Source organism: Kosakonia oryzae (assembly GCF_001658025.2).
Taxonomy (GTDB): domain Bacteria; phylum Pseudomonadota; class Gammaproteobacteria; order Enterobacterales; family Enterobacteriaceae; genus Kosakonia; species Kosakonia oryzae.
Genome location: NZ_CP014007.2, coordinates 3,253,506 through 3,275,877 on the forward strand (window position 1 = coordinate 3,253,506; position 22,372 = coordinate 3,275,877).

A 22,372-nucleotide genomic window follows, 5' to 3' on the forward strand; every position below is an offset into this window, starting at 1 on the left:
GTCAACCACAAACGATCCTGCGCCTAATCCTAAAATCACAAAATACAGACACTTTAACGTCACATTCACGCCCTCAATGGTCAGGATAAAAGACTTAATTTTTTGTAATACAGGGAACTAAGGGCGTGAAACAAAAAGCTTTGTGGCTAAACCAAATTAAAGGGTTATGTATTTGTCTGGTCGTGATTTACCACTCCGTGATTACCTTCTATCCGCATCTCAATGTGTTCCAGCATCCGTGGTCGCAAACACTGTCGAAGTGCTGGGTCTACTTCAATCTTTACCTCGCACCTTTTCGCATGCCGGTGTTCTTTTTTATCTCCGGCTATTTGATCCGCCGCTATATCGATGAGGTGCCATGGAAAGAAACCATCGATAAGCGCATCTGGAATATTGTGTATGTGCTGGCACTGTGGGGTGTGTTGCAGTGGGCGGGTTTAAGCCAGCTTAATGCATGGCTGGCACCGGAGCGCGATCTGACCAACGCCGCGAATGCCGCTTATGCGGATAGCTGGGTTGAGTTTTTACAGGGGATGCTCACCGCCAGCACCAGCCTGTGGTATCTGTATGCGCTGGTGGTCTACTTCACTCTGTGCAAACTACTGAGCCGCTGGAAGGTGCCGATGCTGGCGCTGACTATCCTGGGCAGTCTGGCGATCAATTATCTGCCGCTGCCGTGGTGGGGAATGAACAGCGTTGTACGCAATATGATTTTCTACTCGCTGGGTGCCTGGTATGGCGCAAGCCTGATGGAGTGGGTCAAAACCGTGCAAATTCGCCGTTACGGCGTGCTGTTTGCCCTCGCGATAGTTGTGGCCTTCGGCCTGTGGATGTTTGCGATGCCGTTGCCGCTCTGCTTGCTCTCGATCGTTGCCATTATGCGGCTGTTCTGGGAACTGGAGCAGCGTTTCCCACCGAGTGAAAAGAGCCTGTTGAATGTGGTGGGCAGCAATACGCTGGCAATTTATACCACTCACCGCATTCTGATTGAGGGATTCAGCCTGGCGCTGATCAAACCGCTGAATGCCGGCGTCTGGCCGCCGCAAGCCGAGCTGGCGCTGCTGCTGGTCTATCCGTTTGCGACGTTGCTTATCTGTACGCTGTTTGGATTGCTGGTGCGCAAGCTCTCCAGCGCTCTGTTCGGCGATCTCTTTTTCACCCCGCCGACAAAACTCCTCCAGCCCGTCGCCGCACGCTGATCCATGCGTTCGCCTTGGCTAAAATGACGCAATCGCAGATAATCAACGGATTGCGTATCAGTGATATGCCCCCATGTGGGGGTATATCCACAAGAGACTCCGACACCTTCTATGCCTGAACAATATCGTTATTCACTGCCGACCAAAGCGGGTGACCAGCGCCAGTTTGGCGAACTCACCGGCGCCGCCTGCGCCACCGAAGTGGCGGAAATCATTGAGCGCCATGCTGGTCCCGTGGTGCTGATCGCACCGGATATGCAAAATGCCCTGCGCTTGCAGGACGAGATAAGCCAGTTTACCGATAATCTGGTGATGAACCTGGCGGACTGGGAAACGCTGCCCTACGACAGCTTTTCGCCGCACCAGGAGATCATCTCCTCCCGTCTTTCCACCCTTTACCAGTTGCCCGCTATGCAGCGTGGCGTGCTGATTGTGCCGGTGAATACCCTGATGCAGCGCGTCTGCCCGCACAACTATTTGCACGGCCATGCGCTGGTGATGAAAAAAGGGCAGCGGCTGTCCCGCGATCAGCTGCGCGCGCAGCTGGACAGCGCCGGTTACCGCCATGTTGATCAGGTGATGGAGCACGGCGAGTATGCCACGCGCGGCGCGCTACTGGATCTCTTCCCGATGGGTAGCGAGCAGCCGTTCCGCCTCGACTTTTTCGACGATGAAATCGACAGTTTGCGGCTGTTCGATGCCGATACCCAGCGCACGCTGGAAGAGGTCGAGGCGATTAATTTACTGCCCGCGCATGAATTCCCGACCGATAAAAACGCCATTGAGCTGTTCCGCAGCCAATGGCGCGATCGGTTTGAGGTGAAGCGCGATGCAGAACACATTTATCAGCAGGTGAGCAAAGGCACCCTGCCCGCCGGGATCGAATACTGGCAGCCGCTGTTCTTTAGCGAACCGCTGTCGCCGCTGTTTAGCTATTTCCCGGCGAATACGCTGCTGGTTAATACCGGCGAACTGGAAGTCAGCGCGGAACGTTTTCAGCAGGAGACGCAGGCGCGCTTCGAGAGCCGTGGTGTGGATCCGATGCGCCCGCTGTTGCCGCCGGAAAGCTTATGGCTGCGCAGCGACGCGCTGTTCAGCGAACTGAAAAAATGGCCGCGTATCCAGCTCAAAACTGAACGGCTCAGTGAAAAAGCCGCGCACGTTAATCTCGGTTACCGCGCACTGCCGGAGCTGGCGGTGCAGGCGCAGCAAAAATCACCGCTGGATAACCTGCGTAAGTTCCTTGAATCCTTCAGCGGCCCGGTGGTTTTCTCGGTCGAAAGCGAAGGCCGCCGCGAAGCGCTGATAGAGCTGCTGGCGCGCATTAAAGTGGCGCCCAAACGCATTTTGCGCCTCGACGAAGCGTCAACGCCCGGTGCCTGGCTGATGATCGGCTCGGCAGAGCACGGTTTTATCGACACCCTGCGCAATCGGGCGCTGATTTGCGAAAGCGATCTGCTGGGCGAGCGCGTTGCGCGCCGCCGCCAGGATACCCGGCGGACGATTAACCCGGATACGCTTATCCGTAACCTTGCCGAGCTGCACGACGGCCAGCCGGTGGTGCATCTGGAACATGGCGTCGGGCGTTATGCCGGTATGACCACGCTGGAAGCAGGCGGTATTAAAGGCGAATACCTGATGCTGACGTACGCCGGTGACGCCAAACTTTATGTCCCGGTCTCTTCGCTGCATCTGATCAGCCGCTATGCGGGCGGCGCAGAAGAGAGTGCCCCGCTGCATAAACTGGGCAGCGATGCCTGGGCGCGGGCGCGGCAGAAAGCGGCGGAAAAAGTGCGTGATGTGGCGGCTGAACTGCTGGATATCTACGCGCAGCGCGCGGCAAAAGCAGGTTTTGCCTTCAAGCACGATCGTGAACAATATCAACTGTTCTGCGATAGTTTCCCCTTCGAAACCACGCCGGATCAGGCGCAGGCGATCAACGCCGTGCTCAGTGATATGTGCCAGCCGCTGGCGATGGATCGTCTGGTGTGCGGCGATGTGGGTTTCGGTAAAACCGAAGTGGCGATGCGCGCGGCATTCCTTGCGGTCGAAAACAACAAGCAGGTGGCGGTGCTGGTGCCAACCACCCTGCTGGCGCAGCAGCACTTTGATAACTTCCGCGACCGTTTTGCCAACTGGCCGGTGCGCATTGAGATGCTCTCACGTTTTCGCAGTGCCAAAGAGCAGTCGCAAATTCTTGAACAGGCGGCTGAAGGTAAAATCGATATTCTGATCGGCACCCACAAACTGCTGCAAAGCGATGTGAAGTTAAAAGATCTCGGTCTGCTGATTGTCGACGAAGAGCACCGCTTTGGCGTGCGCCATAAAGAGCGTATTAAAGCGATGCGTGCCGATGTCGATATTCTGACGCTGACGGCAACGCCGATCCCGCGCACATTGAATATGGCAATGAGCGGGATGCGCGACCTGTCGATCATCGCCACGCCGCCCGCGCGCCGTCTGGCGGTTAAAACCTTTGTTCGGGAGTACGACAGCCTGGTGGTGCGGGAGGCGATCCTGCGTGAAGTGCTGCGCGGCGGGCAGGTTTACTACCTGTATAACGACGTGGAAAATATCCAGAAAGCCGCCGACAGGCTGGCGAAGCTGGTACCGGAAGCGCGTATCGCAATCGGTCACGGGCAGATGCGCGAGCGTGAACTGGAACGGGTGATGAACGATTTCCATCATCAGCGTTTCAACGTGCTGGTCTGCACTACCATCATTGAAACCGGGATCGATATTCCGACCGCCAATACCATTATCATCGAACGCGCCGACCACTTTGGCCTAGCCCAGTTGCATCAGTTGCGCGGACGCGTTGGACGCTCGCACCACCAGGCTTACGCCTGGCTGCTGACGCCGCACCCGAAAGCGATGACTCCCGACGCGCAAAAACGGCTGGAAGCGATTGCTTCGCTGGAGGATTTGGGCGCAGGTTTTGCGCTGGCAACACACGATCTGGAGATCCGTGGCGCGGGCGAGCTGCTCGGTGAAGATCAGAGCGGCCAGATGGAAACCATCGGCTTCTCGCTGTATATGGAATTGCTGGAAAACGCCGTTGATGCGCTGAAGGCCGGCCGCGAGCCGTCGCTGGAGGATTTAACCAGCCAGCAGACCGAGGTCGAACTGCGCATGCCTTCGCTGTTGCCGGACGATTTTATTCCTGATGTTAATACCCGTCTGTCGTTCTATAAACGCATCGCCAGCGCAAAAGATATGAACGCGCTGGAAGAGATTAAAGTCGAACTGATCGATCGCTTTGGGCTGCTACCGGATGCCGCGCGAAATCTGCTGGATATCGCCCTGCTGCGCCAGCAAGCGCAGAAGCTGGGGATCCGCAAACTGGAAGGCAATGAAAAAGGCGGCATCATCGAGTTCAACGAGAAAAACAACGTCAATCCGGTGTGGCTGATTGGTCTGCTGCAAAAGCAGCCGCAGCATTTCCGTCTGGATGGTCCGACGCGGCTGAAATTTATGCAGGATCTGAGCGAACGGAAAACCCGCATGGAGTGGGTGCGTAATTTTATGCAGCAACTGGCCGAAAACGCCGTCGCCTGACGGTTTTAGCGCCGGGCCGCCTGGCCCGGCCTGTTATTTTTCGCAAGATTTACAAATATTTTGCAATAGCCAGGATTTCCCGACACCCTGCCCGACCATAATCCCATCGCAAAGCTGCACACAAATAACCTTATGATTTACATGGATTATGGTAATGAGAAGAATTGCGCGTTTTACCTGCTGGATCACCCTTCTTACTGTTGCGATCGTTACTGCCCTCACCCTGCCCGCGCGGGCAAATAGCTGGCCATTGCCCGCCGAGGGCAGCCGTCTGGTTGGCGAAAACCGTTATCACGTGGTGCAAAATGATGGCGGTTCACTGGAAGCGATTGCCAAAAAATATAACGTTGGTTTTCTCGCGCTGTTGCAGGCAAACCCGGGTGTCGACCCTTATGTGCCGCGCGCGGGCAGCGTACTGACGATCCCACTGCAAACCCTGCTGCCGGATGTTCCGCGCAAGGGCATTGTGATTAATCTCGCGGAACTGCGTCTCTATTATTATCCGCCGGGAAAAAATGAAGTGACGGTTTATCCCATCGGCATTGGCCAGTTAGGTGGCGACACCCTGACACCAACGATGGTCACCACCGTTTCCGATAAACGCGCCAACCCCACCTGGACACCAACCGCCAACATCCGCGCGCGTTACAAGGCTCAGGGGATTGATCTGCCTGCGGTGATGTCAGCCGGGCCGGATAATCCGATGGGGCATCATGCGATCCGTCTTGCCGCGTTTGGCGGGGTTTATCTGCTGCACGGCACCAATGCGGATTTTGGTATCGGCATGCGCGTCAGCTCCGGCTGCATTCGCCTGCGCGATGCCGATATTTCCAGTCTGTTTGCCAGCGTGACGCCCGGAACGGCGGTGAATATCATTAATACGCCGATAAAAGCGTCGGTTGAGCCGGACGGTAGGCGGCTGGTTGAAGTCCATCAACCGCTGTCAAAATCGATTGATGACGATCCGCAAACACTACCCATCATGCTGAATGCCGCGATGCAGGCCTTCAAAGACGATGCGCGTAGCGATGCCAGCATCATGAACCACGCAATGGAAATCCGCTCTGGTATGCCGGTTGATGTTACGCGTCATAGTGAGAGTGCCTTACAGGCTCTGTAAAACTAAGCGAAAAAGAAAAGGCCCGGCGCAGTACGCCGGGCCTTTTTTATTGCAGTGGCACAGGGGAGAGAGGTTGGGTTTATTTGTACAGCACCGCAGTACCGTGCAGTTTGTCAGAACCGGTCACGGAAGTGATGCGGAACGATTTCGCGCCCATTTCGTCAGCTTTTTGCGCCAGTTTGGCTTCAACGGAAGAGAGATCAGAACCCGCGCTGACGCCAATGGCAGCAACTTCCTGCTGCCCTGTCGGCGCAGACTGAACTTCAACGGCAGCAAAGCTGGCAAAAGAGAGGGTACTGAGTGCAGCAGCGGCGAAAAGCGCAGTGATGTTTTTCATGATTTTTTCCCGGATAAAGATAAAAGATGTCGTTAGCTATTAAGTTAACGATCGATAGGTAAATGATAAGTGTGATCTTCGTCACTGGTCAACATATTTTTGTAATGATTGTTAATTAAAATGTTAATTGCTTATATTTCATAAGCATATGTTTTATGAATATGTGCTATTTGCTGCTGGTCATTGGCGACAATTATTTTTATAATGGTTGTTCAACAAACCAACAAAGGTTAAGCGGCGATATGACCAGTGAAGTCACCAGTTGCACCAAAAAATGCCGTGGCCGACCGAAAGTGTTCGACAGGGAAGCGGCGCTCGACAAAGCCATGACGCTGTTCTGGCAGCATGGCTACGAAGCCACATCATTATCCGATCTCGTGGAAGCCACCGGGGCGAAAGCGCCGACGCTGTACGCTGAGTTCACCAATAAAGAGGGGTTGTTCCGTGCGGTGCTCGATCGCTATATTGCGCGGTTCGCCCGGAAGCACGAAGCCCAGTTGCTCTGCGAGGACAAACCGGTAGAAACCGCGCTGCTGGATTATTTCACCGCCGTGGCAAAGTGCTTTACCAGCACCGATACGCCAGCCGGTTGTTTTATGATCAACACCTCGGCGACGCTGGCGGCTTCTTCGCAGGCCATCGCGCAAACGATCAAGTCGCGGCATGCGCAGCAGGAAGATACCCTGCTCCAGTTTCTCACTCAGCGCCAGCAGCGCGGTGAGATCCCGGCGGATGCAGATCCGCAGGCGCTGGCTGAATTCCTTGGATGTGTTTTGCAGGGAATGTCGATCAGCGCGCGCGAAGGTGCCAGCGTTGAGAAGCTGCTGCAGATCACGCGCACAACCCTGCGACTGTGGCCAAATTTGATCAAGGCATAAAAAAAATGAGACGGGAAACCGTCTCTTTTTTTATCTCTGTGATAGAGATATCACATTTCAATAATAGGTAAAAACTATCAGCTAAATCCCCCGCTTTGCTATTATTAATTGTGATTATTGCTCCGCTAATCATTCAGCAGAATGATACAAATTATAAGCGTCATGATGACACATTAAACTGGTTTTCCTTTGCTCTCTTTTTTACGCGCTGTAATGCATGACTTGTCGAGGATAAAGGGTACTTCACTGACTGATCACAAGCAGAAGGAATATGGAGATGATTTTGCTATTACCATTCATTAAAGTGTTAATAGTAATTACATTGTTATTTGGTCTGTGGGTTATGTTGGGCGGTTCAGTATTATTTGCTTTTATATCTGTTCTCATCACCGGGCTATTGGTGGTTCGTCAACACGATTTCATTTGATCTGATTAAGCCTTGCAGTCATGCAGGGCTTTTTAGTGAAAAAAAGGCTCCCCAGCCTGAGCGATGGGGAGCCAACATGCAGAGTACTACTATTTTACGCGTTGTTATTCAGGATCAGCTGACCATTTTTATCCAGCGGAATCTGCGTTCCCGGATCTTTATCCATGCGGATTTTTCCCTGCTGGTCGCCGATTTTGTACGTCACGTCGTAGCCGAGCATTTTTTCCGATTTATCATATACCGTGCTGCAACGCTGCTGGGTGGTGGTGTAGGTGTCACGCTCCTGCATACCGCCCTGGATTTGGTTACCCGCATACCCGCCGCCTAACGCGCCGACGACAGTTGCAACATCTCGTCCTTTGCCGCCGCCAAACTGGTGACCGAGCACCCCACCAGCCACTGCGCCAAGTACCGAACCGGTAATACGGTTTTCGTCCTGCACCGGGCGGCGATGCGTCATAGTAACATTACGGCACTCCTGACGCGGCGTTTTTACTGTTTCCTTGATTGGCGTGGCTGAAACGACCTGCGCATATTGAGGGCCGCGATCGAAGACATTCAGGCTGGCCACTGCGGCAACGCCCAGTGCAGCGGCCACGCCAATACCGATACCCGCTAACATTGATTTATTCACAGGATTTTCTCCCTGGTTGACTATTGGTAACAATTTTGCAACTTGAGCAAGAGTAAAGCCAATCGGAAAGCACGCAAAAATAGGGATACAGGTGGGGTAAAAGATGATATTCAGAGTTTTCCGACCAGCATACGTCTGGAAGGCAGCGAGATATGCTGCCTCCCGGCCAATAACCGGGAGAGCAGCGAAACAGGATCAGTGCAATTTCAGACGTGGACGGATCACGCGGTTAATACTGCCGACCAGCATCATCAGACCGGTTTTGAAATAGCCGTGCAGCGCGACCTGGTGCATACGGTACAGCGAGATATACACGAAACGGGCAATACGACCTTCAATCATCATTGAACCACGCATCAGGTTACCCATCAGGCTGCCCACGGTGGAGAAGTTCGACAGGGAAACCAGTGAACCGTGATCCTTGTAAACATAAGATTTCAGCGGCTTATCTTTGATCTGCGCCAGAATGTTATGCAACGCAAGGGTGGCCATCTGATGAGCAGCCTGCGCGCGCGGCGGCACAAATCCGCCTTCCGGACGGGCGCAGGAAGCACAGTCGCCAATGGCGTAAATATCTGCATCGCGCGTCGTTTGCAGCGTCGGCTCAACGACCAGCTGATTGATGCGGTTGGTTTCCAGCCCACCAATCTCTTTCATAAAGTCCGGCGCTTTGATCCCTGCCGCCCATACCATCAGGTCGGCCTTGATGTATTCGCCCTCTTTGGTATGCAGACCGCCTTCGTCGGCGCTGGTAACCATTGTCTGGGTCAGCACGCGGACGCCCATTTTGGTCAGTTCATTGTGCGCGGCACCGGAGATACGCGGCGGCAACGCCGGCAGAATGCGCTCACCCGCTTCCACCAGCGTGACGTTCAGCGCTTCATTGGTCAGCCCTTTGTAACCGTAGCTATGAAGCTGTTTCACCGCATTGTGCAACTCTGCGGAGAGTTCAACACCGGTCGCGCCGCCACCGACAATCGCAATATTGACTTTGCCGTTAGCACCAAGGTTGGCCGAATATTTCAGGAACAAATTGAGCATTTCCTGATGGAAGCGACGCGCCTGATGCGGGTTATCGAGGAAAATGCAGTGCTCTTTCACGCCCGGCGTGTTGAAGTCGTTCGAGGTACTGCCCAGCGCCATCACCAGCGTGTCATAGGCCAGTTTGCGTTCCGGCACCAGCAGATCGCCCTTCTCATCACGCAATTCTGCCAGAGTGATGGTTTTGCCTTCGCGATTAATATCCACCACAGATCCCAGTTGGAACTGGAAATGATGATTGCGTGCATGCGCCAGGTAACTCAGCGCATCAACACCTTCATCCAGCGAGCCGGTTGCCACTTCGTGCAGCAGGGGTTTCCATAAATGGCTGTGGTTACGATCGACCAGCGTAATTTTGGCTTTTTTACCGCGCCCCAGCTTTTTACCTAACTGAGTTGCCAGTTCCAGACCGCCAGCGCCACCACCTACGATCACAATCTTTCTCAACGGTGTTGTCAAAATGACCCCCTAAAATATTAACCAATTGTTAATTAAACGTTATAAAAATAGCCCTTAATTAACAATAAGTTACGCACTCGCAACCTCACTTTGACGTCGAGAATATCACGAACGGTTCAATGGTCATACCAAAATTGATATGAATCAAGTTTTCATGCCTAAAAGTTGAGCAAGTGTAGTCGCACAGCGAAAAACTGCCCGTCAGAAGAGGAGAAAAAGAGGAGCCCGGCAGACGAGAGCCTGCCGGGGAGAAGCTTAACCGAGGGTTTTAAAGGCCTTAATGCGCTGCAGGTGCGGCGAGATGTTTTTAAACTTATGCGACTGTTCTTCGTCCCAGACAATCTCATAATACTGATGCAACTCATCGGAAGAGCGCTGGCTGTCCAGAGCTTCATCTTTTCGCGACAGGATCACCAGGCAGCGATCGCGGTTTTTCTCGCGGAAATTAGCGACACATTTAGTGGCAATATCCTCATACTCTTCCGGCCGGTCGATCTTCCCTTCCATGTTCTCATAAGGAAACAGATTCGGGTTGAAAATCACCTGGCGGATGTCGCAGAGAAAACCAATGCGCTCGGCCCAGTAACCGCCAAGGCCGACGCCACAAATCAGCGGGCGTTCATCCACGTTGAGTTGCAGCATCTTGTCGACTTCTTTCAACAAATGCTGCATATCATGTTTCGGATGCCGCGTGCTGTAGCTTATCAGGCGAACATCCGGATCGATAAACTGTAGCTGCAACACTTTTTCATGGTTGCCGGGACTGTTTGAGTCAAAACCGTGTAAATAGATAATCATTGTATCCTCACCACTTCGACATCACGTCCTCAGGGGTTAATGGTCGGCTTTCTGCTCCTGCCAGCGCTCATGCAACTGCTCCAGTGCTTTACTGGTTGCCTTCCAGCGCGCCGAGCTCATCAACTCCTGACGAGAATATGAACCTTTATGATACAATTGTGTAACACGCTCTGCATTGATCGGCGACAGGTTATCTAACACACTGACTGCGCCTTTACGATTATTGCAGACGAGGATCATATCGCAACCGGCATCCAGCGATGCCTGCCCGCGTTCAGCATAACTGCCCATGATGGCCGCGCCTTCCATTGACAAATCGTCAGAAAAAATCACGCCGTTAAAACCCAGCTCGCCGCGCAGAATGTTTTTCAACCACCACGGTGAACCGCTGGCCGGACGCGGATCGGCATCGGTATAAATCACATGCGCAGGCATAATGGCATCCAGTTTATTTTGCTCAATCAGCGAGCGGAATACCGACATATCTTTCGCGCGAATCTCCGCCAGCGGGCGCGGATCGCGCGGCGTCTCTTTGTGTGAATCTGCGGTTACTGCGCCGTGCCCCGGGAAATGTTTACCGGTCGTTTTCATTCCCGCGCTGTGCATACCATCAATAAAGTGGCTCGCCATCACCAGCGCTTTAGCTGGATCTTCATGGTAAGAACGTTCACCGATGGCGGCGCTGATATGTCCAACATCCAGCACCGGGGCAAAGCTGATATCAATATCCATGGCGATCATTTCACTGGCCATCAACCAGCCGGCATCTTGCGCCAGACGTCCGCCCTCTTCTAACCCATGCAGAGCGGCAAAAGCCTGCGCCGCAGGCAGACGCGTGAAGCCTTCGCGGAAACGCTGCACCCGTCCGCCTTCCTGATCGACCGCCACCACCAGACGGTGGTGCGAAGCCTGGCGGATCTGGCGCACCAGTTCACGCAACTGCTCAGGATCGTGATAATTACGGGTAAAGAGGATCAGGCCGCCCACCAGCGGATGCGCCAGAATCTCGCGCTCTTCCGCATCCAGTTCATACCCTTCCACATCCAACATTACCGGACCCACACTGACCTCTCTTATTCTTTGTTCTGTAACCGCCGCCAGATAGCCTCTGCCAGCGTAATAAATTGTTGTTCGCCCGTTTGCTGCCAGCGGCACTCAAACCAGCCCGCCATCAGCATCCCTATCCAGGGCTGCCAGCGTCGAACCTGGCGCGCTAATATTACCGGATCGACCGCCGACTGCTGAGCATACTGCGCAACCAACTGCTGACGCTGCGCCTCATCCTCCGTCCATACTGCGGCGAGCTCGAGAGCAACATCGCCATCGCCAGCATATTCCCAGTCGATAAGCCGCAAACCTGCGGCGCTGTGCACCAGGTTTCCGGCATGAACATCCATATGCAGCGGCGCGAGCCGCAGCGGCTGCGGTTCGCCCTGTTTTCTTAACTGTTTTAACTGCCGCAGCCAGAAAGGGGTGCGCCGCGTCGGCGCGCTCTGCTGCCAGTATCGATCCAGCAGCGGCAACAGCGTAATACGCCAGCCAAAAAGTGGCTGACGGTGTAAATCACGGAGTAATGCCGCCAGTGCATCAGGCGGCGGTAAGGCCGTTTTGATCTCGCCAGGTATAAAGCCCACCGCCATCCAGTCGCCAGTATAGAGTTGCGGGCGCGGCGCGAGAGTCGCGGGCAAGCGGCGGAGCAAACGGTACTGACGCAGAAAAGGCGATGAAGCGGCCTGGTGACGCTGGCGCAGCACCAGCGTGTGCCGGCCATTGTGAATAAGACAACTCCCGCCGCTTAGCCCGCTATTCTGGCTGGCGACGGGAGTATACGTCGGAAAATAGCGTGACAATACCCTGTCACGCGTCTGTTTATTGTTGCTGAACCGCACCTTTACCCGACCAGATAATTTCACCTGTCTGCACCAGCATCAGCTGCATTTGTAACGCGGGTGCGCTGGCGTTGCCGGTCGCGTTGGAATAAAGCACATACTGCGCCCCAACGTTGCGGGCAATACCGATGGCTTTACTGCGGGTACCCAGGCTGTCCTGCGGGGAGAGCCCCAGTTGCTGTTTTGCCAGCGAGAGCTGTTGCGCGGTAATCAGCGTAAATTTACCGTTATTGGCCAGCGCATTGCGCACCACTTCGGTGGCTTCGCCGGTGTTGATCGAACCGTTGGTCCGGTTGTTTACGCTATCAACCAGCAAAACGCTGCCAGCGTTAGCGCCGCTGGCCTGCAACATTTTACCGACCATCGGCTGCACGGCGCCGTTCCAGTCATAATGACGTTCGCGCGGCGCGGGCTGTCCGGTTTGATCCTGGTGTTCGATTGGGCCAGGCTGCTGCGGCAACGTCGGAACCGAAGGTACTGTCGGAACGGGCTGCGTGGGTTGCGGTTGCGGTTGCGCGGGCTGCTGAGCGCCACCTGCCTGTTCAACTGGCGCAGGCTGTTGATTACTGATACACCCTGCCAGCAACACCGCCAGCGTGGTCAGTAGCGCGAAGCGTCCAAATGTTTTAATCAAGTGTCACTCCTTAGAGATAGAGATAAAGTCTGACGCTGTGCGCACCCAGATAGTTAGCGCTGCCATACAGCGTCACGCCGGAACGCGCCGGGATCGTAATACTGCGTGGCGCTTCCAGCGGGTGCATTTCCAGACCTCTGGCGTCATACCAGAAAAAACGGTAGTGCACCGTCACCGGCTGCTGCCGTTCATTAAACAATCGGGAGGAGGCGGAAGGTTGAAGCTCCTGCGTGCCCATTTCCGGCGGTTCCGCAATAATGCCCGCCGCCAGAATACTGGACTCCATCACCAGCGTTTGATCGCTGGCGACCGGAATAGCCGGGCGCGAACTGCATCCCATCAGCCCCAGCGCCGCCAGCAGCAGCGCGACACGCCCGTTTATCATCTTACAGACCTTTATGAGCCAGCATTGGCCCCATTGCGCGCCCGCCCAGCAGGTGCATATGGATATGGTAAACCTCCTGACCACCATGACGATTACAGTTCATGATCAGACGGTATCCATCTTCGGCAATACCTTCGTCGCTGGCGATTTTCGCCGCAACCGTCAGCATGCGGCCCAGCGCCTGCTCGTGCGCTTCGGTGACATCATTCAGCGTAGGGATGAGGATATTCGGCACAATAAGCACATGCGTCGGCGCTTGTGGAGAGATATCGCGAAAAGCGGTGACCAGTTCATCCTGGTAGACAATATCCGAGGGAATTTCCCGGCGGATGATTTTACTGAAAATGGTTTCTTCGGCCATGACGTTTTCCTTTTTCCGGTGCGGAGCCAACCCGCAGCCATCGTCAATTACGTGCCCTAGAGTATGATCGAGATTCTCTTGTTGTTTCAACCATAACGCTCTTTTTCTTTCTCCTTTACGCCCTTCTCTGCGGCGGGAACCTTTCTCCTTTCAACGCAGCGAGCATGAAATAGCATTTCAATTATGAATATTACATCTGTTTACATTCATGATGTGAATACGTATATTTCGCATTTGCATTTTCATGCGCAATCCTTACCAAACGCATTACATAAACACTTCCGGCACGACAACGTATCGCCGCCGGGTTATCCCGCTAACGCACCATTAAGGGTTTATTATGTCTTTCACTCAACACTTCAGGGATGGCGCGCGTCCAAACGCGGCTGCGCCTTCGCTGCTGGCGGCGTGCATTGCACTTGCGCTGGCGCCTGCTGCAGTATTCGCAGCAGAAACAAAGCCCAACGCCGATGATACTGTCGTGGTCGACGGTGACGGCGGGCTGAGCACCTCCGATAGCCAGGCACAGGACTACAGCGTAAAAACCACCACCACCGGGACAAAATTGCTGTTAGTGCCGCGTGATATTCCCCAGTCCGTCAGCGTTGTCAGCCAGCAACGTATGCAAGACCAACAGCTAACGACGATTGAGCAAGTACTCGATAACACGATTGGCGTTAACGCTTCACGCATTGACTCACACCGTACCAATTTCTTCGCCCGCGGTTTCTTCGTCAGCAACTTTGCCTATGAAGATATGCCGACATTTCTCGATAACCGATGGAATTTCGGTGATACCGCGGGTGATACAGCGATTTATGACAAAATCGAAGTCGTGCGCGGCGCCGCGGGTCTGATGAGCGGGACAGGGAACCCATCCGCGTATGTCAACATGGTGCGTAAACACGCCGACAGCAAAACGTTTAAAGGCTCGGCTGAGGCAACGTATGGTAGCTGGGGCAAACAGCGTTATGTCCTGGATCTCCAGGCTCCCCTGAGCGAATCCGGCAATGTGCGCGGCCGAGTTATTACCGGCTACCAGGACAACGACTCCTGGCTTGAACGCAACCACTACCGCAAAAAATTCATTACCGGCGTTGTCGATGCCGACCTCACCGATTCGACAACGCTTTCTCTCGGGTATGACTACCAGGAGAGTGAAGAAGATAGCCCGACCTGGGGCGGCATTCCCTCGCTGTACAGTGACGGTAGCCGTACCCATTTCCGCCGTGGTTTCAACACGGCGGCGGACTGGGCTTACTCTAACGTCGATTCACGCAAGGTTTTCGCCAACCTGACGCAGCGTTTTGATAATGGTTGGGAAGCCAAAGTCAACGCAATGCATGCCGAAACCAATTTCGACAGCAAACTGATGTATGTCGATGGTTTCCCGGATAAAGCCACCGGCCTGTATGACGCCACGCAGTGGCAAGGTGCCTGGGGCGGCTGGAACCGGGGCGAGCGTAAGCAGGATTCCGTCGATGCCTTTGTTCGCGGCGGCTACGACCTGTTTGGTCGCCAGCATGAGGTGATGTTCGGCGGTAGCTACAGCCGTCAGCGTAACAACTACGATAACTCCTACCCGGTGAATGATAATTTCGGTCTGATGGATGTCGGAAATATCAACAATTACAACGGCAGTACGCTGGCCGATCCGAGCTGGTCCGACTGGGCACTCTACCAGCGCGATGTTATTCGCCAGAAATCTCTCTACGCCGCGACCCGCATCTCGCTGGCCGATCCGCTGCATCTGATCCTCGGCGCCCGCTACACTGAGTGGAGCGCGAAGTACAACCTGGAGCGTAAACCGGACGAGATCCGTAACAGCAAGTTTGATGATGTAACGCCGTATGCCGGCCTGATCTATGATATCGATGACACCTGGTCGGTCTACACCAGCTATACCTCTATCTTCGAACCGTCCAGCCAGCGCGACATCAACAGCGAATTCCTTGAACCGACAACCGGTAAAAGCTACGAAGCCGGGGTAAAAGGCGACTGGTTTAACACGCGTTTGACCGCCACGCTTGCACTCTTCCGCACCGAGCAGGATCACGTTGCTGTTTCCACCGGTGAATATATTCCTGATTCAGGTGGCCAGACGGCCTATAAATCCGTGAATGGCACCGTCAGCAAGGGCGTAGAGTTTGAACTGAACGGCGCGCTGACCGACAACCTGCAACTGACCTTCGGTGCAAGCCGCTTTATGGCGGAAGATGGTGATGGCATTGCGGTGAACCCGGAACAGCCGCGCACCACGATGAAGCTGTTTACCCGCTACCAGTTGCCGATGCTGCCTGAGCTGGCTATCGGCGGCGGCGCGCGCTGGCAGAACAAAACCTGGCAGGATATTACCGGCCCGAACGGCGATACCCGCATTACCCAGAGTGGTTACACGGTGGTGGATCTCTTCGCGCGCTATCAGGCCACGAAGAACTTTGCCATCCAGGCGAACCTCAACAATGTGTTCGATAAAGAGTATTACGATTATCTGGGCACCTACGGCGTGTACGGCGCGCCGCGTAACTTCTCTGTCAGTGCAAATTACAGCTTCTGATAGCAGAGTAATAAAAAAGGGAGCCAGATGGCTCCCTCAGTCTCCCCAGACTACGGCTTAGTTAGCGCGGATATAGTCATCCATTTCGGTTTTCAGGTTATCGGATTTCGTACCGAAAATTGCCTGAACGCCGGAACCAGCGACGACCACACCTGCAGCGCCCAGTTTCTTCAGGCCAGCCTGATCCACTTTCGCTACGTCAGCTACGCTGACACGCAGACGCGTGATGCACGCATCCAGGTTGGTGATGTTTTCTTTACCGCCAAACGCTGCAACCAGAGCCGGGGCCATCTCACTGCTTGCACCTGCTTTGGTGTCTTCGGTTGCGTCTTCACGGCCCGGCGTTTTCAGATCAAGCGCTTTGATCAGCACGCGGAACACGGTGTAGTAAACCACGGCATAGCAAGCACCGACGACCGGGAACAGCCACAGTTTGCTGCTGTTGCCGCTCAGTACGATGAAGTCGATCAGACCGTGAGAGAACGACGTACCGTCACGCATACCCAGCAGGATACAGATCGGGAAGGCCAGACCTGCCAGAATAGCGTGGATAACGTACAGGATCGGCGCAACGAACATGAAGGAGAACTCGATCGGCTCGGTGATACCGGTCAGGAACGAGGTCAGCGCTGCGGAGATCATGATACCGCCCACTTTCGCGCGGTTTTCCGGTTTAGCAGAGTGCCAGATAGCGATAGCGGCAGCCGGCAGACCGTACATTTTGAACAGGAAGCCGCCAGACAGTTTGCCCGCAGTCGGGTCGCCTGCCATGTAACGCGGAATATCACCGTGGAATACCTGGCCTGCAGCGTTGGTGAATTCACCAATCTGCATCTGGAAAGGTACGTTCCAGATGTGGTGCAGACCGAACGGTACCAGGCAGCGTTCAATGAAGCCGTAGATACCGAATGCAACAACCGGGTTCTGGTAAGCAGCCCATTGAGAGAATGTCTGGATCGCGGAACCAATCGGCGGCCAAATGAAGGAGAGGATCACACCGGTGATAATCGCTGCAAGGCCAGAAATAATCGGTACAAAGCGTTTACCCGCGAAGAAGCCCAGATACTCAGGCAGCTTGATACGGTAGAAGCGGTTAAACATGTATGCGGCAATCGCACCGGAGATGATCCCGCCGAGCACACCGGTATCCGCCAGGTGTTTTGCAACGATCTCTTCAGCAGGTAAATGCAGAACCAGAGGTGCAACCACAGCCATGGTTTTCACCATGATGCCGTAGGCAACAACCGAAGCCAGAGCAGAAACGCCATCGTTATTGGTGAAGCCAAGCGCAACACCGATAGCGAAAATCAGCGGCATGTTGGCAAAAACGGAACCGCCCGCTTCGGCCATAACATGAGAAACCACTTCTGGCAGCCAGCTGAAGTTTGCAGAACCGACGCCCAGCAGGATACCTGCGATAGGCAGTACGGATACTGGCAGCATCAGCGATTTACCGACCTTCTGCAGGTTAGCAAATGCGTTCTTAAACATAATTGAGAGTGCTCCTGAGTATTAGTGCTTTTTGTTGCGCTTTCACGCGTTGGCACGGGGGGAGAACCGCGCCTTGGGAAGGGCATCTAAGCGCCCTTTATTTATTACACAGAGTAAAATAAATCGTTTCAGCTTTGTTTGACGGCTATCACGTTTCAGCTAGCGGTCGAATTAAAACTCACACAGATTTACAAAAGGCGCTGACTGGCGTATGAAAAACGACCATCACCGCCTTTTTTATGGCGGTGAACTTTACTCTGATCGTTTATTAATTACGAGTACTAAAATAAGCTGACATTTCAGGCAGATTGCAATCTGGTGGGATCGATATGGAACAACCGGGCAAAGTTTTGCGTGGTCTGCAGGGCGAGCTCCTCAATGGAAACTCCTTTCAGAACCGCCATATACTCTGCCACATCGCGTGTCATTGCAGGCTGGTTCTCTTTACCCCGGTGCGGTACGGGCGCGAGATACGGAGAATCGGTCTCGACCAGCAACCGATCCAGCGGCACATAGCGTGCTGCATCGCGTAGTTGTTCCGCATTACGGAAAGTAACAATGCCGGAGAAAGAGATATAAAACCCCATATCCAGCAGCTTGCCTGCCGTTTCACGATCCTCAGTAAAGCAGTGTAGTACACCGCCGCAATCCTGAACCTGCTCTTCCTGCAAAATCGCCAGCGTGTCGGCGCGGGCATCGCGTGTATGCACAATAACCGGTTTATTCAGTTCACGTCCGATGCGGATATGGTTGCGAAACGAGATCTGCTGACGCGCTTTGGTTTCCGGCGTATAGAAGTAGTCCAGCCCGGTCTCACCCATTGCCACTACGCCCTCTTCCGCCGCTAACTGACGCAGCGCCGCCACGTCATACTCTTCGTCCTGATTCAGCGGATGAACGCCGCAGGAGAACACCACATTACTGCGTTCGCCCACCAGCTCGCGCATGCTGCGATAGCCGGGCAGCGTGGTGGCGACGGCCAGGCAAAACTTCACATCGCGCGCGGCGGCTTTTGCTAATACGTCATCAACATCTTTGTGCAAAGACGCGTAATCCAGACCATCAAGATGGCAGTGTGAGTCGACTAAAAACATAATGTCTCTCTTAAAGATGGGATACCGGAAGCGTGGCGCCTGGTTGCAGGTACCGTTCCAGTGTTAACAAAAGATCGGTAAGCAGCAGCTCGCGGTTCACTCCCACGACATTCAGCAACTGCTCACGGCAAGTAAATACGGCATGCAGCAGAGCATGCAATGTCTCACTACGTAACTGACGGGCAAGGCTGTGTATCAGCACTGGCACATCAACATTGGTCAGTAGTGTCGCCCCCTGCTGCGCTTTCAGCGCATCGAGGAACAGCGCACACATCCATTGCAAACGCTCCGCCACCCGATCGTGGTTAAGCGTCGCCAGCATGGCGAACCAGTCACCACTGTTCAGCGCGTTTTCAACCGCCTGACAGAGTGTCTGGCGCTGCGCCCAGTGGTCTTCCTGCAACAACGCTTCAGCCGCGCCTGGCGAGCCGGCGCACAGACGCAGCGCGCTGAGAATAGCTTCTTGTGACATTGTCACTTCTCGGCTCAGCCATGCGCAGGCATAATTTTCCGCCGGTGGCGCAAGGTGATGCAAGCGGCAGCGGCTGCGCAGCGTCGCCAGTAACCGCGCGGGTTCCCGACAGGCAAGGAAGAACCACGTCTGAGCCGGTGGCTCTTCCAGCGTTTTCAGTAATGCATTGGCGGCAGCATCAGTTAATAGTGCGGCATCCTGAATCCAGACCACTTTCGCTCCGCCAAGGCGTGCATGCTCGTAGAGTTTTTCACTCACTTCACGCACCGCATCAATGCCCAACGTGGTTTTGCCTTTTTCCGGCACCAGCAGGTAGTAATCCGGGTGAGTTCCGGCCTGCATCAACTGACAGCCACGACAGTGGCCGCAGCTTTTGTGCCCTTCCGGCGTTTGACACAGCAGAAAACGGCTGAGCGCATAGATCAGCGCGTCTTCCCCCATGCCTGGCAGCGCGTGAACAAGTAACGCGTGGTGCCCGCGTCCGCTTTGATAACTGGCGACCAGTTGTTCAAAGTCCGGTCGCAGCCACGGATACCATTTCATGCGCCCTGCTCCTGCACCCATGCGGTAACTGTCTGACGGATAGCGCGCACAACATCATCCAGCGGTTGCGTGGCATCCACCGTGCGAATAGAGGCATCCTGCGCAGCCAGCTCAAGGTAACGCGCGCGGGTGCGATTGAAGAAATCCAGCGACTCCTGCTCAATACGATCCAGCTCACCGCGCGCGCGGGCGCGTTTCAGGCCAACTTCAGGGGTGACATCGAGATACAGGGTTAAATCCGGGCGAAAATCGCCCAGTACGGCATCGCGCAACGTTGCCAGCATGCCCTGATCGATACCACGGCCGCCGCCCTGATAGGCCTGAGTGGAGAGATCGTGCCGATCGCCAATGACCCAGCAACCGCGCGCCAACGCCGGTTTGATCACCGTTTCCACCAGTTGAACGCGAGCAGCATAAAACATCAGGACTTCGGCTTTATCAGAAATCACTTCGTCACCAACGGAACGGATATCCAGCACCAGACTGCGCAGCTTCTCCGCCAGCAGCGTACCGCCCGGCTCGCGCGTAAATATCATCTCGCCGACGCCCAGTTCTTTTAGCGTTTCGACGACGACATCGCGTGCTGTCGTTTTACCGGCGCCTTCCAGCCCTTCAATAACGATGTATTTACTGCTCATTTTTTTCCTTAAGCACTTTCAGATAGTCCTGCACTGACCGGTTATGGCTGGCGAGGTTGGTATTAAATGTGTGTCCGCCCTTCCCGTCGGCCACAAAATAGAGGTATGGCGTCTTCGCCGGGTGCGCTGCCGCTTTCAGTGAGGCTTCACCTGGCGTAGCAATCGGTCCTGGCGGCAAGCCGCTAATCACATAGGTGTTGTAATCCGTCGGCGCCTCCAGATCGGCGCGCGACAGCTTACCATTATAACGCGCGCCCATCCCGTAGATCACCGTCGGATCGGTTTGCAGGCGCATCCCGACACGTAAGCGGTTAATAAAGACCGAGGCAACCTGATCGCGTTCGCCTGCCACAGCCGTCTCTTTCTCGATGATGGACGCCATGGTCACTAACTGGTTCTGATCCTTGTACGGTAGGCCGTCCATGCGACCTTCCCAGACCTGTTCAACGGCTCGCGCCATTTTCTGATGCGCGCGCTTGAGCAGCGCGACATCCGTCGTGTTTGCGGTATACATCCAGGTATCCGGCCAGAACCAGCCTTCCACCCAGTTTGGGTGCTCCAGTTTCAGCGCCTGCGCGACAGTCGCATAATCATCATCTTTCAGCGTGTGCTTCAGGTATGGCGCATCACGTAACTGCTTCAGATAGTCGCTCAGGCGCATTCCCTCCACCAGACGTAGCGGGAATTGCGCCTCTTTGCCGCTGGCCAGTAATTGCAGCATTTCGCGCACGGTCATGCCCGCCGTAAAACGGTAAGTTCCCGCTTTGAAGTGCGACAAATCCGGCTCAAGGCGTAATAACCACTGGAAAACACGCGGGCGATTGATGACTTTTTCCTGGTACAGCAATTCACCCAGCGCCACCCGGCCGGTTCCGGCTGGCAGAGTAAAAATGGTTTCACCTTTCGTAAGGATCGTGGAATCCGCCAGTTGACGAACCTTCCAGACTCCGGCTCCTGCCGCAATCACTAATACCGCCAGCAGCAGGAGAACAACGCGTAACATTTTCTTCATGACTGATTTATCTGCTCACACAGTGGGGCTAAAAATTGGTACAAATCACGCGCTGACCAGCGCAGTTCTCCCCATTGGCGAACGGGGACGACCGGCATCAACGCATTACAAATAACCACTTCCTCGGCCTGCGCCAGCGCTTGCTGGCGGGCATTCACTTCGACAACGCGAAAACCGGAAGATGCGAGCTGTCGCATACAATATTGTCGCATGATGCCATCCACTCCGGCATAGTCGAGGCGCGGCGTGAAAACCTCCTGCCCTTGCCGCCAGAAAATATTGGCCGCGCAGCATTCGGTGATCCAACCGTCGCTGTCCAGCACCAGCGCTTCATCAGCACCGGTCTGCTCCAGCCCGGCGCGGATTAACACCTGTTCCAGACGATTAAGATGTTTGATACCCGCGAGCATTGGATTACGCCCGAGGCATACATCGCTGAGCGCCAGCGTAACGCCTTCCCGCTGCCAGCGCGCGTAGTGAGCGGGCCGGGCTGAAACAGAAAGAATACGCGTCGGTGAATCGCAGCCCGCCGCGCTGTAGCCGCGACCTCCGCCACCGCGACTGAGGATCACTTTAACCACGCCGTCAGCTTTTCCTTGTGCCAACGATGCCATCTCCTGCGCCAGCAAATCCCAGTCATTAAAGGGAATACATAGCCGTTCACATGCCAGACGCAAGCGTTGTATATGCGCGGGTGCAAACTGGATTTGCCCGGCGAGGATACGCGCGGTAGTAAAGCAGCCGTCGCCAAACTGTATGGCCCGGTCACTGGCCGCAAGCTGTCGTTGCTCTGTGCCATTAATCAAGAACATAGAGGCTCCTTAAGCATGTAGCCGGACAGTTTG

At 54.7% G+C, this 22,372-nt stretch carries 20 protein-coding genes; 5 read left to right on the forward strand and 15 right to left on the reverse strand.

The window, feature by feature from the left end:
- Positions 1–125: 125 nt before the first annotated feature.
- The 3 genes from AWR26_RS15585 (at position 126) to ldtC (ending at position 5,877) form a co-directional block, all read left to right on the forward strand.
- The gene (locus AWR26_RS15585; RefSeq protein ID WP_064567191.1) at positions 126–1,199 is read left to right on the forward strand and encodes an acyltransferase family protein; all 1,074 of its coding nucleotides are present in this window, start codon (positions 126–128) and stop codon (positions 1,197–1,199) included.
- Between the two features lie 111 nt (positions 1,200–1,310).
- Complete coding sequence (gene mfd / locus AWR26_RS15590; protein ID WP_064567193.1) at positions 1,311–4,757, forward strand: transcription-repair coupling factor; 3,447 nt, start codon at positions 1,311–1,313, stop codon at positions 4,755–4,757.
- A 154-nt stretch (positions 4,758–4,911) separates the two neighbouring features.
- On the forward strand, positions 4,912–5,877 hold the full coding sequence (gene ldtC / locus AWR26_RS15595; protein ID WP_082934111.1) for a L,D-transpeptidase LdtC: 966 nt from the start codon (positions 4,912–4,914) through the stop codon (positions 5,875–5,877).
- Between the two features lie 79 nt (positions 5,878–5,956).
- Here the strand turns inward: ldtC and bhsA are convergent, their stop codons facing one another.
- The gene (gene bhsA, locus AWR26_RS15600; protein WP_043953863.1) at positions 5,957–6,214 is read right to left on the reverse strand and encodes a multiple stress resistance protein BhsA; all 258 of its coding nucleotides are present in this window, start codon (positions 6,212–6,214) and stop codon (positions 5,957–5,959) included.
- A gap of 242 nt (positions 6,215–6,456) precedes the next feature.
- On the opposite strand from bhsA, the gene AWR26_RS15605 reads away from it, so the two are divergent.
- Positions 6,457–7,092 (forward strand): TetR/AcrR family transcriptional regulator, encoded by a 636-nt coding sequence (locus tag AWR26_RS15605; protein ID WP_043956887.1) that lies wholly within the window; start codon positions 6,457–6,459, stop codon positions 7,090–7,092.
- Between the two features lie 521 nt (positions 7,093–7,613).
- On the opposite strand, the gene AWR26_RS15610 is transcribed toward AWR26_RS15605, so the two are convergent.
- The 8 genes from AWR26_RS15610 to hinT form a co-directional block, all read right to left on the reverse strand.
- Positions 7,614–8,153 (reverse strand): glycine zipper 2TM domain-containing protein, encoded by a 540-nt coding sequence (locus AWR26_RS15610; RefSeq protein ID WP_071892715.1) that lies wholly within the window; start codon positions 8,151–8,153, stop codon positions 7,614–7,616.
- 195 nt (positions 8,154–8,348) lie between these two features.
- On the reverse strand, positions 8,349–9,653 hold the full coding sequence (locus tag AWR26_RS15615) for an NAD(P)/FAD-dependent oxidoreductase (RefSeq protein WP_064567197.1): 1,305 nt from the start codon (positions 9,651–9,653) through the stop codon (positions 8,349–8,351).
- Positions 9,654–9,908: 255 nt separating this feature from the next.
- Positions 9,909–10,451: an alpha/beta hydrolase YcfP gene (gene ycfP / locus AWR26_RS15620; RefSeq protein ID WP_064567199.1), complete on the reverse strand. Its 543-nt coding sequence runs from the start codon at positions 10,449–10,451 to the stop codon at positions 9,909–9,911.
- 36 nt (positions 10,452–10,487) lie between these two features.
- The gene (gene nagZ, locus AWR26_RS15625) at positions 10,488–11,513 is read right to left on the reverse strand and encodes a beta-N-acetylhexosaminidase (protein WP_064567200.1); all 1,026 of its coding nucleotides are present in this window, start codon (positions 11,511–11,513) and stop codon (positions 10,488–10,490) included.
- 11 nt (positions 11,514–11,524) lie between these two features.
- Positions 11,525–12,340, reverse strand: a complete 816-nt coding sequence (thiK, locus tag AWR26_RS15630; protein ID WP_064567202.1) for a thiamine kinase — start codon at positions 12,338–12,340, stop codon at positions 11,525–11,527.
- Positions 12,321–12,974 (reverse strand): penicillin-binding protein activator LpoB, encoded by a 654-nt coding sequence (gene lpoB, locus AWR26_RS15635; protein ID WP_043953868.1) that lies wholly within the window; start codon positions 12,972–12,974, stop codon positions 12,321–12,323. Before lpoB ends, thiK begins: the two co-directional genes overlap by 20 nt.
- Positions 12,975–12,984: 10 nt before the next feature.
- Positions 12,985–13,359, reverse strand: a complete 375-nt coding sequence (locus AWR26_RS15640) for a YcfL family protein (RefSeq protein ID WP_064567204.1) — start codon at positions 13,357–13,359, stop codon at positions 12,985–12,987.
- A 1-nt stretch (position 13,360) separates the two neighbouring features.
- A complete protein-coding gene (gene hinT, locus AWR26_RS15645) occupies positions 13,361–13,720 on the reverse strand; it encodes a purine nucleoside phosphoramidase (protein WP_043953870.1) in 360 nt (119 codons plus the stop codon).
- Between the two features lie 340 nt (positions 13,721–14,060).
- Between hinT and fhuE the strand changes: the two genes are divergently transcribed.
- Positions 14,061–16,277: a ferric-rhodotorulic acid/ferric-coprogen receptor FhuE gene (gene fhuE, locus AWR26_RS15650; protein ID WP_064567206.1), complete on the forward strand. Its 2,217-nt coding sequence runs from the start codon at positions 14,061–14,063 to the stop codon at positions 16,275–16,277.
- 57 nt (positions 16,278–16,334) lie between these two features.
- Here the strand turns inward: fhuE and ptsG are convergent, their stop codons facing one another.
- The 6 genes from ptsG to pabC all read right to left on the reverse strand — a co-directional run bounded on the left by ptsG (position 16,335) and on the right by pabC (position 22,339).
- On the reverse strand, positions 16,335–17,768 hold the full coding sequence (ptsG, locus tag AWR26_RS15655) for a PTS glucose transporter subunit IIBC (RefSeq protein ID WP_064567208.1): 1,434 nt from the start codon (positions 17,766–17,768) through the stop codon (positions 16,335–16,337).
- A gap of 299 nt (positions 17,769–18,067) precedes the next feature.
- On the reverse strand, positions 18,068–18,862 hold the full coding sequence (locus tag AWR26_RS15660) for a metal-dependent hydrolase (RefSeq protein ID WP_043953873.1): 795 nt from the start codon (positions 18,860–18,862) through the stop codon (positions 18,068–18,070).
- Between the two features lie 10 nt (positions 18,863–18,872).
- Complete coding sequence (gene holB / locus AWR26_RS15665) at positions 18,873–19,877, reverse strand: DNA polymerase III subunit delta' (RefSeq protein WP_064567209.1); 1,005 nt, start codon at positions 19,875–19,877, stop codon at positions 18,873–18,875.
- Positions 19,874–20,515, reverse strand: coding sequence for a dTMP kinase (gene tmk / locus AWR26_RS15670; protein WP_064567211.1), 642 nt, complete (start codon positions 20,513–20,515; stop codon positions 19,874–19,876). The genes holB and tmk overlap by 4 nt, the downstream gene beginning before the upstream one ends.
- A complete protein-coding gene (yceG, locus tag AWR26_RS15675; RefSeq protein ID WP_064567213.1) occupies positions 20,505–21,527 on the reverse strand; it encodes a cell division protein YceG in 1,023 nt (340 codons plus the stop codon). The genes tmk and yceG overlap by 11 nt, the downstream gene beginning before the upstream one ends.
- Positions 21,524–22,339 carry an aminodeoxychorismate lyase gene (gene pabC, locus AWR26_RS15680; protein ID WP_064567215.1) on the reverse strand — a complete coding sequence of 272 codons (816 nt, stop codon included), beginning with the start codon at positions 22,337–22,339 and terminating at the stop codon, positions 21,524–21,526. Before pabC ends, yceG begins: the two co-directional genes overlap by 4 nt.
- Positions 22,340–22,372: the final 33 nt, after the last annotated feature.